We start from the raw sequence: 14,305 nt of genomic DNA on the forward strand, positions 1-14,305 counted from the left end.
TCTTCTGCCGGAGGCTCAATTGGCGGGAAAGTTCGTAGCTGGAAATACCTTTTTTGTTGCAGGACATCGTATAGATAATATGGAACGCCTTACGTATAGGGAATTTAAGCATATGGAATAAAGTACGGGCGGTAGCTGATTCCGAATACTTGCATCTAGAACATATCCGGGTGCCTGCCTGCTTCCCATTATAATAACGGGAATGGCTGCAATTGCCACATTTATAAATTTGTTCCCATTTTTGCATAGCTAAGTACTCCCAACACTTTTCATCAGTTGAGAATTTCTCAGTAAACTCCAGTATATTTAATCCTTGAAACATAATTTTAGCTTGTTTGGTATCTATAGGTTAAATATACTAAAATTATTAGCAATACCCAGGCGCCTTATTCTATAAAAGAATCCGATGTGATGATTATTTGAAAGGGTAACACCATAGCGATGGGTTTAAAACCCATCGCTATGGTGTTGCGAAAAGGGGTTACCACTTCGCACGTTCGTATTGTAGTGGCCATTTCACCTCGACACCTAACTCGTGGGCTGCGCGAAGCGGAAAATGCGGGTCGCGTAGGAGTTCACGTGCCAAAAGCACCAAATCCGCCTGCCCGGTTTGGATAATCTCGTCGGCCTGTTTGGCGGTGGTTATCAAACCTACGGCACCGGTGGGTATGCATGCCTGGTTTTTAATAGCTTCGGCAAATTCAACCTGGTAGCCCGGTTTCAAAGGAATCCGCACCCCGGCAACATTGCCTCCTGTGCTGGTATCAATCAGGTCGATGCCTTTATCCAGTAATATTTTGGCTAAGGCTACAGAATCGTCTATCGTCCAGCCACCTTCGGTCCACTCCGTGGCAGATATGCGGACGAACAACGGGTACTCTTCAGGCCAAACTTCCTTTACGGCATCAATAATCTCTAGTAATAAGCGGGCGCGGTTTTCAAGCGTGCCGCCATAAGCATCGGTACGGTGATTACTCAATGGCGATAAAAACTGGTTGATAAGGTAACCATGTGCGCCGTGCAATTCAATCACCTTAAAACCGGCGGCCAATGCACGTACGGCAGCAGCGCGAAAATCATCAATTACTTTGGCAATGCCTTCGCGGTCGAGTTCCTGCGGGGTCTCTTCGTTTTCGGTAAAAGGCACTGCGCTCGGCGCAAAGGTTACCCAGCCATTTTCTTCGGTAAATCGTATTTGTTTGCCACCCGTCCAGGGCAAATCGTGGCTGGCTTTGCGACCGGCGTGCGCTAACTGGATACCGGCTACCGCCCCTTGTTCTTCAATAAAATTGGTAATCTCTTTTAGTTTGGCAATGTGTTCATCTTTCCAGATGCCCAAATCGCCGTAGGAAATACGCCCCTCGGGCGAAACCGCTGTGGCCTCGGTGATAATTAGTCCGGCACCGCCAACCGCACGACTACCTAAATGGACCAGGTGCCAGTTATTGGCAAAACCGTCTACAGCGGAGTATTCGCACATGGGCGACACTACAATGCGGTTCTTTAATTCGATATTTTTTATTTTGATTGGACTAAATAGATGCGGCATGATGTTTTTTTTGACAAATATGAGGAGTAACATTTACAGCAAGCTCATGGTTTTGTAAAATAGGGCACATAGCCTGGATATGACCCGAGTATGAATAACCAGCCTTGCGGTTTTGGGGCCGCTACAAAAAAACAGAAAACTGGCGTATTAAGATGATGACGATGTGGTGCCATCACCCATTTTAGCAAATTCTTTTTTGCTTATCACCAACAATACCTCATCATTATCCAACAGCAGGTAACCTTGCTCGTAGCAAAAAAAGTAACGTGCGCCTGCCTGGGTTTTGTAGCTGCTGGTAAAGTAATCAAAATCGAAGCCGTTCTTCAGCAGCTTCTCGCGCGTGGTTTTGGTTTTGCCTGATGGGTTAAGCTCTTCTATTATGCGGCGGTTACGGCGCAGGATATTATTGATATTGCGCACCAGGTTATAGCTGTTACTGTTAAGCTGGTTATTATAATTATTGCGGCACAGGTCGTTACAGAATTTTTTATCTGCACGGCCATGTAAGGGCGTTCCGCAATCTAAACAGGTTCTTTGTGCATTCACCTGATAAAGATAACCGATTATTTATCCGTTTGCAAACGCTTGCAAACGGATATTGTCGTTTATAAGCGCTTATTACCCGACTAAAATTTTCACCCCACTGCACTTTTGTATGGTCAATTAACCAGACACATACATTAAAAACTAAACAAGATGACAGCATTGAAAAACAGCGTAAGGCTGATTGGTAACCTGGGCATGGACCCTGAAGTAAAAACGTTCGACAACAACCGCAAACTGGCTCGCCTATCCATCGCCACCAGCGAGAGCTACAAAAATGATAAAGGCGAAAAGGTAACCGAAACGCAATGGCACCAGATTATATTTTGGGGCGCGCAGGCCAACCTTGCCGAAAGCTACCTTAAAAAAGGCGATACCGTAATTATAGAAGGCAAACTGGCCAGCCGGCAGTATAACGATAAAGAGGGCGTAAAACGCTACGTAACCGAAATTGTGGTAAATGAATTTGTAAAGATGGGGAGCAAGGCATAGAGCCCGGTCCGTCGGTTGAAACCGACGGCAATGAAGTGGGAGGATGGAAATGTTTCACGAGACAACTTCATTGCCGTCACATTTATGTGACGGAATAGCTATTCCGTCGGTTGAAACCAACGGCAAAGAAGGTGGGTTGAGGGATGCTTGGGCACTGCCACTGTTTGGTCGGTTGAAACCGACGGCAATGAAGTGGGGGGATGGTAATGTTTCACGAGACAACTTCATTGCCATCACATTTATGTGACGGAATAGCTATTCCGTCGGTTGAAACCGACGGCAAAGAAGGTGGGTTGAGAATGCTTGGGCACTGCCACTGTTTGGTCGGTTGAAACCGACGGCAATGAAGTGGGGGGATGGTAATGTTTCACGAGACAACTTCATTGCCATCACATATGTGACGGAATAGCTATTCCGTCGGTTGAAACCGACGGCAATGAAGGTGGGGTTAAGGATTGGTGGCAGGTAGAAAAGTGGAGATGTTAATATCCGCAACCCACCTTCATTGCCGCCCCATTTATGGGACAGAAAAAGAGAAATCATATGGAGCTATTCCGTCGGTTGAAACCGACGGCAATGAAGTGGGAGGATGGATATGTTTGGTGAGACAACTTCATTGCCGTCACATTTATGTGACGGGATAGGTATTCCGTCGGTTGAAACCGACGGCAATGAAGTGGGAGGATGGATATGTTTGGTGAGACAACTTCATTGCCGTCACATTTATGTGACGGAATTGGCATTCCGTCGGTTGAAACCGACGGCAATGAAGTGGGAGGATGGATATGTTTGGTGAGACAACTTTATTGCCGTCACATTTACATGAGGAACTAGCGAAGCTTCAATGAAAATATTAAACAAATTTAAATATCAAAAATATGTCTTTTGTTAAAATCTGGGTTCATTTAGTCTTTTCGACAAAAAACAGGCAACCATGGCTTAACAAAGAATTAAGGCATGATGTGTGCACCCATATTATCGGAAACTGCAAAAAGAAGGAAATTTATCTGCAAACGATTGATGGATACGTTGACCACCTGCATTGCTTGATTTCATTGGGGAAAAATCAAAGCATTTCTACTGTTGCCCAACTTATCAAAGGTGAATCATCTTTCTGGATAAATAATACTAAAATTATTGAGCAGCCTTTTTGCTGGCAGGACGATTATTTCGCTGTATCGGTTGGTGAATCTCAGGTTAAGAGGGTTATTAATTACATTAAAAACCAGGAGCAACATCATCTGAGGAAATCCTTTGAAGAAGAAGCAACCGAATTCAAAACTATTTACGGCTGGAGTTTGGTCAAGGACTAATTGACGAAAGCTTATGACCTATTCCGTCGGTTTCAACCGACGGCAATTAAGGTGGGGTTAAGGATTTGTGGCAGATAGAAAAGTGGAGATGATAATATCCGAAACCCACCTTCATTGCCGTCACATTTATGTGACGGAATAGATATTCCGTCGGTTGAAACCGACGGCAATGAAGGTGCGTTACGGATTGTTGGCAGGTGGAAAAGTGGAGATGATAATATCCGAAACCCCACCTTCATTGCCGTCACATAAATGTGACGGAATAGCGTCGGTTGAAACCGACGGCAACGAAGGTGGGGTTAAAGATTGGTGGCAGGTAGAAAAGTGGAGATGATAATATCCGAAACCCACCTTCATTGCCGTCACATTTATGTGACGGAATAGATATTCCGTCGGTTGAAACCGACGGCAATGAAGGTGCGTTACGGATTGTTGGCAGGTGGAAAAGTGGAGATGATAATATCCGAAACCCCACCTTCATTGCCGTCACATAAATGTGACGGAATAGCGTCGGTTGAAACCGACGGCAATGAAGGTGCGTTACGGATTGTTGGCAGGTGGAAAAGTGGAGATGATAATATCCGAAACCCACCTTCATTGCCGTCACATTTATGTGACGGACAGAGGCAGAGAAATCATGCGGCCATATATAGTGCTTACGGCGTTGTTACCGCCACTGGTAGCACTTTGCCGTTAAAGAACCTATGCCCCGTAACTGCAAAATCGGCGATATATTTACCCATTTCAAACGCCATCACGGGTGATTCATAACCTGGAAATGCCTGCTCCAGCATTTCGGTTTGCGCCGAACCCAGGGCCAGGCAATTTACTTTGATGCCCTGCCCCACCAATTCCTGCGCCAGGCACTCGGTTAAGGTATGTAGTGCTGCCTTGCTGGCCGAATAGGCAAGCAACCCCGGAAATTTTGCACTCCCCTGAAAAGCGCCCATGGAGCCTATGTTAAGGATATGCGAGCCTTCGCCCATAAAGCTCAACAGGCTTTGAATGATGCGCACATGGCCTATGTAGTTGCTCTGCAGCATTTCTACAAAGTCGGTTTCCAAAAGCTCGGCAAATGGTTTATTGATGAGTACGCCCGCATTATTCACCAATACATCTATTCGGTTATCAAAGTTAGCGGCGATGAACTGCTGCAATCCGACATAATCATCGTGCACAATATCGAACGCAATAGCATACAGTTCACAATCGGGATTGAGGCCTTTAGCAATCTCTAGTAGCTTTTCAAGTTTATCTTGCGAACGCGCCAACGCAATTACTTTATGCTTGCCCGATAAAATAAGTTCTAGTACCGCTTCGAATCCTACGCCGCTGCTGGCGCCTGTTATAATGATGTTCATAGGTTAAATGGATTTATTAATTCCACTTTATGGGGTAGCGATTTAAAATCAGAAATATTATTCGTTAATAATGGAAGATTTTCGACCAATGCCGTGCTGTAAATTATTGCATCAGGGAGTTTGATTTTATGACTCGCTCTTAGTTGAATTGTTTGCTTAGTTATCTCATCTGATAATTCAACAATTTCGCACGACGAACAAACCTGCGCCATATAATTGCGTCCCTTCGCGGATCCGAAGGCAAACCCCATAGCCTCGATGTAAGAAATAACAGATATTTTTGCGTTCGAAGCAGGTGGGATTAACTCGTCGATTCTAAGGATGTTTTTTGAGATATAAATTAAAATATTAGTATCAAAAATCACGATCCCATTCCTTTCTTATCTGGCGCTGCCAAGCTGAAGGGTCCTTTATATCATCAAAAAAGTCCTGGTCGCCAATTTCTTCCTGAATTTTTTTAATTTTTTCGTATGTTGAAGAAGGCTCTTTGAATTGCAAAACAACGTCTTCCGTTTCCACTTCGTGTACATACGGTATCTCGTGCAATATCTTTTTCAGGGATTCAGCACGATCATCGTCAACTTTTACTATCAGCGTTGTCATACCCTAAATTACTACTTTTATGTTAAACCACCAATTTCTCTTCTACCGGGTGCTTTATCAGATACAGCCCATCGCTGATGAGTTTTTGATACTCAGGTTCGGTGGTGGCTTTATTTTCCAGGAAAGCCTGTATTTCAGCAGCAAGGGCGTGTTCTAAGCCTTCATGGTCGAGCAGTTCTAAGATTTCCAACGCGCAGAGCCAATCATCCTGGTGGTATTTTTGCAGCATCAGCCATACATTTCCCAGATAGCCGTAATCGCCGCCCTTGTGCCTGCGGTTACGCACTTGCCGGTAAAGGTTATGCAGTTGAAGGGTTGCGTCATCATACACCGGGTGATGCGTTACAGTTGCCGATTTATACGGGATCTCCAAAAAGGCATCCTTATCTGCCGCGCCACAAAATACGGATACGATACGCTCGCCGACAGCCATATCATATACGCCCCACTCTGGCTGAAACAGCAGTTCGCGGCCCTTATCCGTTACGGTACAATCGATAAAAGTGATGATTTGTATCTTACTGTGGTGCGCATAGATAGTTTTCACCTTGCCATAAACGCTGACACCGCTTTCGAATTGAAGCGAGGTTTCTTTGCCTGGTTGTATACATGCGGCTTTTAACTCATCTGACGTAAAATCCTCTAAAGCTTTGTCGCTACCTTGAAATTTACCCACGGGCGAACTGAAACCGTCTTTGTGGTAGCTTTTGCCATGGCCTTTGAGCTGCTTATTGCCCACCGATAAGGCGGTGCCGCCAGTAGTTTTAAGGAACGCAACATCGCCCTCTCCATCTACCTTCATTTCCGTAAACGTGCCCGAAACCTGTAACCCCGAGCTATAAACCGCAGTGCAGGTATTGTTGCTTTCGACGGCTTTTTGCAGGCCGTAAGCGCCACCTCTGCGGAACGACATGGTATCAGCAAATTGCTCCAACACGTCTATCAAATTTTGGAAGGTGGGCGTAACAAAAAGCTGCGGTTGTGTTTTGGTTATATCGTAGCTATACTTTACGGCATCGATGGTATAAGGCAACTTTTCAACCTCGGCCATCATACAACTCGCGCTTTCGCCGATGGAAGATAGCAAACCGGCACCATATATCTTTGGATTTTCTAATGAGCCTATCAGGCCGTATTCGACTGTCCACCAGTGCAGGCGGCTAAGCAGGGCCATTTCAGATGGTTCACCCATGTTATCCTGCCGGTATGCGACCAACGCTTCTGCTTTTTTGAGTTCTGCTTCATCGGCATCGGGCATCTCCTTCAGTATCGAGAGCACCCGTATAGCTTCATACAACTCAAAATCCTGCGCGCTGAACATTGCCTTCGCTCCTATTGAACCAAAGTAGCTTAAGTATTGGTGGTAATCCTTATCGGCAATAATAGGCGCATGCCCCGCCGATTCATGAATAATATCCGGCGCGGGGGTATATTCAATATGCTTTAACTGGCGGATATCGGCAGCTATTACCAGCACCCGGTAAGCCTGATACTCCATAAATGCCGCAGGGGGGATAAAACCATCCACCGTAACGGCGCCCCAGCCAATTTTCGCCAAAGCATCATTCATATCCTGTAAATCGGGGATTTTCTCTATCGTTAGCCCAGCCTTCTGCAAGCCGGGAATATAGGGGTAATAGGCAACATCTTTAAGGTAGCTGTAGTTTTGGCGCATTACATAACGCCACACGGCATGATCTACCGGGGTGTAATGTTCGTAGTGCTGCGGTACAATGAACTGCTTCAGATGTGCGGGCAGCGCAGCAACCTGCGGGTTATTAAAATCATTAAATCGGCTCATAGGGAAGCTGGTTTTAACTGGGTTCTTATACAGAAACAGCAAATAACCGATTATGATTCGATAGATTTTTAATTCAGAATATAATATTTTTTGAGGGCTGTATGCCCGAATTATATTACGGTTTTGAAAAAATGGTTAGAGGCGAGGCCTTATTTCTCGCTGCCTGTTTCTGTTTTTGGCAGACCCGCTTCCAACCTTTTGGGCCTTAGCACGTAATATATCCCAAAGAAAGCTACGATGAGCGAGATGAGGTAGAACGACCCCGGCAAAAACACCGCCAGGCTCTTTTCCATAGGGAACCAGCGGGTGAGGTAGGTAAACACCGTTTCGCGGATACCGGCACCGCCTACGCTGATGGGGATAATGGTAGCCAGTGCAGATATCAGGAACGATAAGAGGTAGGGCGAGAACTTACCGGTAAAATCCTGACCCAGCAGTACGAATACGATAGCCAGCACCTGCAGGGCTTGCACGCATATCGCCTTTAAGTGTCCCTCAAAAAAATAATGTGTGTACTCCCTGAAGAATTTGTAAGCCACGCCATAGTAAACAATAGATGCGAGCGTAAATATCCCCAAAGGGATACCGATATGGATATCTATCTGCGGAATTAAAAAGATAAGCGCTACAGTGATCAACCCGATGGCCCAAAGCCCGCTAAGCCTATCAAACATAATAGCCCAGAACACCTTTTTTGCAGAGTGCTTGTACGTTTTGCTCAACAGGTATATTTTGTAACCATCGCCGCCAATACCACCTGGCAGCAGGAAATTATAGAAGAGCCCCAATAGATATAAACGGAAATTGAATCGCGCATCGAGGTGCAGCTGAATAGATTTGAAATAGCTGGACAAGCGCCAGGACGAGAACACCATACTGCCAAAAAAGCTGACCAATGCGGCCAGCATCCACCAGTAGTTGGCATGCAGCAAGCGGTATTTAACCTGCATAAGCAAATCTTGTTTACCATGAAACAGCAGGTAAAGCAAACCCACGGTTACGGCAACTTTTAGCAGCAACTTGGTTGCACTCCAAAGCCTGTCTTTCCAGGTTTTGGGTTCAACGGCTTTCTCCGTTTCCTCTACCTCGGTTTCTATCAAGTCCTTCATTCGGGTGCAAAGCTATGTTTTTTTTGGATTACACCGATTTCACAGATTTGATTTCACAGATTTTAACAATTATCGTTTCGTTATTTCTTTATCAAATCGGTGTAATCATTCGGTGTAATCGGTGAAATCATCCTCCAAATAACTACTTTTGCGGCAAATTTCTAACACTATGGGGAAAGTACAAGTAGGCCTGGTGCAAACAACCTGCACCGCCAATAAGCAGGAAAACCTGGATAAAGCTATCGTAAAGGTGCGCGAAGCAGCCGCCAAAGGCGCGCAGATTGTTTGCCTGCAGGAGCTTTTTACGTCGCTATATTTTTGCGATGTGGAGGATTACGACAATTTCGCATTGGCCGAATCTATCCCCGGCCCCTCTACCGATGCCTTGTCGGCCGTGGCTGCAGAGCTTGGCGTGGTCATCATAGCCTCCCTGTTTGAGAAACGTGCGCAGGGCGTTTACCATAACACTACCGCCGTTTTAGATGCAGATGGACAGTACCTGGGCAAGTACCGCAAAATGCACATCCCTGATGACCCGGGCTTTTACGAGAAATTCTACTTCACCCCCGGTGACCTGGGCTACAAGGTTTTCAAAACCAAATTCGCCACAATAGGCGTGTTGATCTGCTGGGACCAATGGTACCCCGAAGCTGCCCGCATTACCGCGCTGATGGGTGCCGAAATACTCTTCTACCCTACTGCAATAGGCTGGGCCACCACGCAGGACGAAGCTACCAACGTAGAACAATACAACGCCTGGCAAACCATACAACGCTCGCACGCAGTGGCCAATGGCGTGTACGTGGTAAGCGTAAACCGCGTGGGCGAAGAAGCCGGCGTGAAATTCTGGGGAGGATCGTTCTTCGCTAACCCATTCGGTGCCATTATGCACCAAACCACTCCAGATCAGGAAGAGGTTGTGGTAATGGAACTAGATCTGGATAAATCTGATTATTACCGCAGTCATTGGCCATTCCTGAGGGATCGCCGTATAGATTCGTATCAACCCATAACAAAACGTCTCATCGACGGCGATTAATTAAGACGAGGATTAATTAACACGCACGCCTTCCCCACCGCGTCATTGCGAGGAACGAAGCAATCTTCCGAATAGCATATCCAATATGCATAGCTTAGAGATTGCTTCGTTCCTCGCAATGACGGTTTGAAATAAAAACTGACCATGAGCACCACCAACATACCTACCGGACTCCACTTCCCCGCCGAATGGGCTAAACAGACTGCTATGTGGCTTAGCTGGCCTCACAAAGAGGCCTCCTGGCCGGGTAAAATAGATCTTATTTATCCCAAATATTGCGAATTTATAAAGGTTGTATCGGAGGGCCAGTTGGTGCGTATTAACGTGGCTGATGAGGCAATGGAATGGTTTGCAAAACAGCAATTGCAATTAGCGGGAGTTGATCTAAGCGAAGTAGAATTCTACCACTTTGCAACCAACGATGCCTGGTGCCGCGACCATGGTCCCGCGTTTTTGGTGGACTACGAAACCAAAGAGAAAGCCATAGTAGATTGGGGTTATAATGCCTGGGGCGGCAAATACCCTCCGTACGATCTGGACGATGTTATCCCTACCAAAATTGCCAATCACTTCAACCTGCCGGTTTACCATCCGGGTATCGTAATGGAAGGCGGCTCGGTAGATTTTAACGGTGCCGGCACCCTGCTTACCACTACAGCTTGTCTGCTGAACCCTAACCGCAATCCGCATTTAAACCAACAGCAAATAGAAGGTTACCTGCAAAAGTATTACGGCGTAGAGCAGATATTATGGCTGGGCGATGGCATTGTTGGCGATGATACTGACGGCCATATAGACGACATTACCCGTTTTGTTAATACCGATACCGTAGTTACCGTAGTGGAACACGATAAAAACGACGAAAACTACTACTTGCTGCAAGAGAACCTGCAAAGCCTCAAAACCATGCGCCTGCTCAACGGCAAGCAGCTAAACATCGTAGAACTGCCTATGCCCGATGCCGTGATATACGACGACCAGCGATTACCCGCCTCTTACGCCAATTTCTATATCGGCAATGCCGCCGTTGTTGTACCCACCTACCGCAGCAAGCACGACGATAAAGCATTGGATATTATCCAGGGCTGCTTCCCCGATAGGAAAGTGGTTGGGATAGATTCTACAGACATTATCTGGGGTTTGGGCAGCTTCCATTGTTTGAGCCAGCAGGAGCCGGCGGTGTAATTTAAAAGTTCCAGCAAAAAAGTAAAGGCGGTTATCTTTAAATGATAATCGCCTTTACTTTTTCACCGACAATTTATCCATACTTACCGACTTCTTCAATTACATCGCCAATAAGCGGTTTGCATAAACCAAATGTTACATTAGTTTTGGGTAACATTAAAATTTAGATATCATGAACACCAACATAAATCCAAAACCTAACAAAGCCAATGGCGCAGTTATGGCTGGGGCAATACTGCTCCTCGTAGGCAGCTATATGCTACTTAGGCAACTTAACATTTTGCTCCTGCCCGATTATATAGATCTTGATCCCCTATGGCTGGTGTTCATCGGCCTATGGATAGGTTCGCGCAGCAATTTCCAAAAATCAAACTGGGTTATTATCACCGGCCTGGGCGTAATATGGCTTATCAACGCCAATATCAACAACGCTAATGGCATTGTTTGGCCGGCCGCCTTCATAGCCCTGGGCTTGTGGATCATCATGAAGAAGAAGAAAACCGGCGACCATTTAAACGACGGCGACTTTTGGGACAAAAAATACCAGGCCGACACCGTTAGCGGCGAAAAACCCCTGGCAGATTTTGGCGAGGCTGCTCCATACAACGCCTCTACCGGCGTACCCCCAACCGATGGCGGTACAAGCAGTGGCACCGTGCCTCCCCCATCGCACGATGATATTTTAGATGCTACCGCCATTTTTGGCGGCGTAAATAAAACTATCTTCTCTAAAAACTTTAGGGGTGGCGATATTACCAACATCTTCGGCGGTACCGAAATTGATTTTACCCATGCCGATATCGGAACCCGTGCAGTTATAGATATAACGCAGGTGTTCGGTGGCACCAAAATCATCGTACCGGCCAACTGGCAGGTAATTGTAGATATGAGCGCCATTTTTGCCGGTACCGACGATAAACGCTTGAAGAGCATGCAGGCCATGAAAAGCGACAAGGTACTAATTATCAAAGGCGTATCCTTATTTGCCGGACTGGAAATACGCAGCTACTGATCAATACCCCATTCATCTATACAATAACCTGTAACACCCAGCAAAATGAATTGGTACGTAGCGAAATTAGTTTTCAGAGTGATAAGCGGCAATGGCGATCACAACCCGCAGTTCGACGAGCAGCTGAGGCTGATAAACGCCAACAACGAGCAGCACGCCTTTGAAAAAGCCAGCAACATAGGCCACGCCAACCAGGATAGCTTTGTTAACGTGCAAAAGCAAACCGTAAAATGGCAATTTATTGATGTTGCCGAACTTAACGCCATAGGCACACCTACAGATGGTGCCGAGCTTTACTACAACATCCACGAAGCACCCGACCCGGACCTGTATATTGCCTGGGCGCACCATAAATCGGCCCTGTTGGGGGTAAGGAACTAAAAAGAATATCGAATAACGAATGTCGAATAATGAACTCCGAAGTTCTTTCATACTTCATCATTCGACATTCAACATTCGGTGTTCGACATTGAAAGACTTCGGCACTATAATAAAACAAATTAAACCATAGGTTTTGGCATCATCAGCTTTATCAGGAGGAAAATTATTTGGGGCATTTGCTATCTGCGGGGTGGTTTGGGCCGCCTTGCAGGCTTATATCCTGCATAGTTTCGGCTTTGTTTGGATGGTAGCCCTTGCCGATAGCGCAATGAGCGCCCTTATGCTCTCCATGGCCTGCTGGCTCATCAACAATAACCTGCGCTACTACCAGCCCGACCGTGGCAGCTACATTTACCTGTTGGTTTGGTGCGGTGCACTTGCGGCAGGTTGTACTGCGGCAGGCAGGTACATACTGCCCTTCTTCAATTTCGGTGTTGTATATGACAACTTTTTGAAGCAATCGTTCATCATCCGCCTCTTTACAGATTTTTTGGCCATCGGCTGGATGGCCATGATCAGTGCCTTGTTCTATTCACAGTTAGACAACAAGAAAACCGAAGAACGCAAAACCGAAGCCGAAAAACTAGCCCGCGATGCCGAACTTTACAACCTTCGCCAGCAATTGCAGCCCCACTTTTTGTTCAACAGCTTAAACTCCATCAATGCGCTCATCGGCTTTAAGCCCGACGAGGCCCGCAAGATGATACACCAGTTATCAGATTTTTTGCGCGGCACGCTGAAAAAGGATGACCAGCTACTGGTTCCCCTGAACGACGAGCTTACGCATTTGAATTTATACCTGGAGATAGAGAAGGTGCGCTTTGGCCACCGCCTGCAAACCGAAATAAGCTGCCACGAAAAATGCGGCAAGGCCCTGCTGCCCTCCATGCTATTGCAGCCATTGGTAGAAAATGCGATAAAATTTGGCCTGTACGATACCATCGGCGAAGTAACCATCAGCATCAGCGGCGAACTGGAGGATAACTACCTCATCATGACCATACAAAACCCCTACGATTCGCAAACATCCCGGCCCCGCAAGGGCACTGGTTTTGGCCTCAGCGGGGTACAACGCCGATTATATTTAATATTTGCCCGCAACGATTTGATGGAAACCCATGCAAATGATAATATATTTACAACCATTATAAAAATACCGCAGTTATGACACGCGTTTTGATTATTGACGACGAGCCCCTGGCACGCATGGTTGTACTGGAATACCTGCAAGCATTTCCACAAATACAGGTGCTGCAGGAATGCGGCGATGGCTTCGAGGGCCTGAAGGCAATACAACAGCACCAGCCTGATTTGATTTTTCTGGATGTGCAGATGCCCAAGATAAACGGTTTTGAGATGCTGGAACTGGTGGAGAATCCGCCTGCCGTAATATTTGCTACCGCTTTTGACGAGTTTGCCATAAAAGCATTTGAAACCCATGCGGTGGATTATTTATTGAAACCCTTCAGCAAGGAACGTTTCGTGAAAGCCATAGATAAATATTTGGCGCACTCCGCCGCCGGGCCTGCCGCTAACGCAAAAACTACCGAGACCATATTGGAAATTGCCGCGCAATCGCCCGCGCAAAATGAGCGCATTGTGGTAAAAACAGGCACCAAAGTGAAGATAATCTCGGTACAGGATGTAGAATACCTGCAAGCCGACGATGACTACGTAAGCGTAATCACGGCCGAAGGTGCGTTCCTGAAAAATAAAACCATGGCCTTCTTCGAGAAGACATTAGACCCGCGTTACTTTGTGCGCGTGCATCGCTCCTATATCATCGCCATACAACAAATAACCCGTTTAGACCCTTACGAGAAAGACAGCCACCTGGCCATCTTAAAATCGGGCGCGAAGATACCGGTAAGCAAAACAGGGTATGTAAAGCTGAAGCAGGTGTTGGGGATATAAAGC

Annotated in this window: 15 protein-coding genes; 8 read left to right on the forward strand and 7 right to left on the reverse strand. The window is 46.3% G+C overall.

Features of this window, described 5'->3' with window-relative positions:
• Positions 1-481: 481 nt before the first annotated feature.
• Positions 482-1,549: an NADPH dehydrogenase NamA gene (gene namA / locus E2R66_RS06845; RefSeq protein ID WP_133228474.1), complete on the reverse strand. Its 1,068-nt coding sequence runs from the start codon at positions 1,547-1,549 to the stop codon at positions 482-484.
• 147 nt (positions 1,550-1,696) lie between these two features.
• A complete protein-coding gene (locus E2R66_RS06850) occupies positions 1,697-2,095 on the reverse strand; it encodes a hypothetical protein (RefSeq protein WP_133228473.1) in 399 nt (132 codons plus the stop codon).
• 150 nt (positions 2,096-2,245) lie between these two features.
• On the opposite strand from E2R66_RS06850, the gene E2R66_RS06855 reads away from it, so the two are divergent.
• Both E2R66_RS06855 and tnpA read left to right on the forward strand, forming a co-directional pair.
• Positions 2,246-2,584, forward strand: coding sequence for a single-stranded DNA-binding protein (locus E2R66_RS06855; protein WP_133228471.1), 339 nt, complete (start codon positions 2,246-2,248; stop codon positions 2,582-2,584).
• 878 nt (positions 2,585-3,462) lie between these two features.
• On the forward strand, positions 3,463-3,897 hold the full coding sequence (tnpA, locus tag E2R66_RS06860; protein WP_133228469.1) for an IS200/IS605 family transposase: 435 nt from the start codon (positions 3,463-3,465) through the stop codon (positions 3,895-3,897).
• 656 nt (positions 3,898-4,553) lie between these two features.
• Here tnpA and E2R66_RS06865 read toward each other — a convergent pair.
• From E2R66_RS06865 to E2R66_RS06885, 5 genes are all read right to left on the reverse strand, one after another.
• Positions 4,554-5,258 (reverse strand): SDR family NAD(P)-dependent oxidoreductase, encoded by a 705-nt coding sequence (locus tag E2R66_RS06865; RefSeq protein ID WP_133228466.1) that lies wholly within the window; start codon positions 5,256-5,258, stop codon positions 4,554-4,556.
• Positions 5,255-5,623 carry a type II toxin-antitoxin system VapC family toxin gene (locus E2R66_RS29245; protein ID WP_158288349.1) on the reverse strand — a complete coding sequence of 123 codons (369 nt, stop codon included), beginning with the start codon at positions 5,621-5,623 and terminating at the stop codon, positions 5,255-5,257. Before E2R66_RS29245 ends, E2R66_RS06865 begins: the two co-directional genes overlap by 4 nt.
• Positions 5,613-5,861, reverse strand: a complete 249-nt coding sequence (locus E2R66_RS06875; protein WP_133228464.1) for a hypothetical protein — start codon at positions 5,859-5,861, stop codon at positions 5,613-5,615. Before E2R66_RS06875 ends, E2R66_RS29245 begins: the two co-directional genes overlap by 11 nt.
• A gap of 22 nt (positions 5,862-5,883) precedes the next feature.
• Entirely contained in the window at positions 5,884-7,662 is a 1,779-nt protein-coding gene (locus E2R66_RS06880) for an aromatic amino acid hydroxylase (RefSeq protein WP_133228462.1), read from the reverse strand.
• Positions 7,663-7,811: 149 nt separating this feature from the next.
• Positions 7,812-8,771, reverse strand: a complete 960-nt coding sequence (locus E2R66_RS06885; protein ID WP_133228460.1) for a lysylphosphatidylglycerol synthase transmembrane domain-containing protein — start codon at positions 8,769-8,771, stop codon at positions 7,812-7,814.
• A 169-nt stretch (positions 8,772-8,940) separates the two neighbouring features.
• On the opposite strand from E2R66_RS06885, the gene E2R66_RS06890 reads away from it, so the two are divergent.
• The 6 genes from E2R66_RS06890 (at position 8,941) to E2R66_RS06915 (ending at position 14,302) form a co-directional block, all read left to right on the forward strand.
• Positions 8,941-9,810 (forward strand): carbon-nitrogen hydrolase, encoded by an 870-nt coding sequence (locus E2R66_RS06890; RefSeq protein ID WP_133228457.1) that lies wholly within the window; start codon positions 8,941-8,943, stop codon positions 9,808-9,810.
• A gap of 144 nt (positions 9,811-9,954) precedes the next feature.
• Complete coding sequence (locus E2R66_RS06895) at positions 9,955-10,995, forward strand: agmatine deiminase family protein (RefSeq protein WP_133228454.1); 1,041 nt, start codon at positions 9,955-9,957, stop codon at positions 10,993-10,995.
• Between the two features lie 172 nt (positions 10,996-11,167).
• Positions 11,168-12,007 (forward strand): LiaF transmembrane domain-containing protein, encoded by an 840-nt coding sequence (locus E2R66_RS06900; RefSeq protein ID WP_133228451.1) that lies wholly within the window; start codon positions 11,168-11,170, stop codon positions 12,005-12,007.
• 45 nt (positions 12,008-12,052) lie between these two features.
• Positions 12,053-12,388, forward strand: coding sequence for a DUF4288 domain-containing protein (locus E2R66_RS06905; RefSeq protein WP_133228448.1), 336 nt, complete (start codon positions 12,053-12,055; stop codon positions 12,386-12,388).
• 133 nt (positions 12,389-12,521) lie between these two features.
• Positions 12,522-13,556, forward strand: a complete 1,035-nt coding sequence (locus tag E2R66_RS06910; RefSeq protein WP_240049249.1) for a sensor histidine kinase — start codon at positions 12,522-12,524, stop codon at positions 13,554-13,556.
• Positions 13,553-14,302, forward strand: a complete 750-nt coding sequence (locus E2R66_RS06915; RefSeq protein WP_133228445.1) for a LytR/AlgR family response regulator transcription factor — start codon at positions 13,553-13,555, stop codon at positions 14,300-14,302. Before E2R66_RS06910 ends, E2R66_RS06915 begins: the two co-directional genes overlap by 4 nt.
• Positions 14,303-14,305 lie beyond the last annotated feature (3 nt).

The sequence above is a fragment of the Mucilaginibacter psychrotolerans genome (assembly GCF_004519315.1).
GTDB lineage: Bacteria > Bacteroidota > Bacteroidia > Sphingobacteriales > Sphingobacteriaceae > Mucilaginibacter > Mucilaginibacter psychrotolerans.

Coding starts and splice junctions, on each gene's coding strand:
- namA (WP_133228474.1), bottom strand. CDS start 1,549: ATGCCGCATCTATTTAGTCCAATCAAAATAAAAAATATCGAATTAAAG.
- E2R66_RS06855 (WP_133228471.1), top strand. CDS start 2,246: ATGACAGCATTGAAAAACAGCGTAAGGCTGATTGGTAACCTGGGCATG.
- tnpA (WP_133228469.1), top strand. CDS start 3,463: ATGTCTTTTGTTAAAATCTGGGTTCATTTAGTCTTTTCGACAAAAAAC.
- E2R66_RS06865 (WP_133228466.1), bottom strand. CDS start 5,258: ATGAACATCATTATAACAGGCGCCAGCAGCGGCGTAGGATTCGAAGCG.
- E2R66_RS06875 (WP_133228464.1), bottom strand. CDS start 5,861: ATGACAACGCTGATAGTAAAAGTTGACGATGATCGTGCTGAATCCCTG.
- E2R66_RS06880 (WP_133228462.1), bottom strand. CDS start 7,662: ATGAGCCGATTTAATGATTTTAATAACCCGCAGGTTGCTGCGCTGCCC.
- E2R66_RS06885 (WP_133228460.1), bottom strand. CDS start 8,771: ATGAAGGACTTGATAGAAACCGAGGTAGAGGAAACGGAGAAAGCCGTT.
- E2R66_RS06890 (WP_133228457.1), top strand. CDS start 8,941: ATGGGGAAAGTACAAGTAGGCCTGGTGCAAACAACCTGCACCGCCAAT.
- E2R66_RS06895 (WP_133228454.1), top strand. CDS start 9,955: ATGAGCACCACCAACATACCTACCGGACTCCACTTCCCCGCCGAATGG.
- E2R66_RS06900 (WP_133228451.1), top strand. CDS start 11,168: ATGAACACCAACATAAATCCAAAACCTAACAAAGCCAATGGCGCAGTT.
- E2R66_RS06905 (WP_133228448.1), top strand. CDS start 12,053: ATGAATTGGTACGTAGCGAAATTAGTTTTCAGAGTGATAAGCGGCAAT.
- E2R66_RS06915 (WP_133228445.1), top strand. CDS start 13,553: ATGACACGCGTTTTGATTATTGACGACGAGCCCCTGGCACGCATGGTT.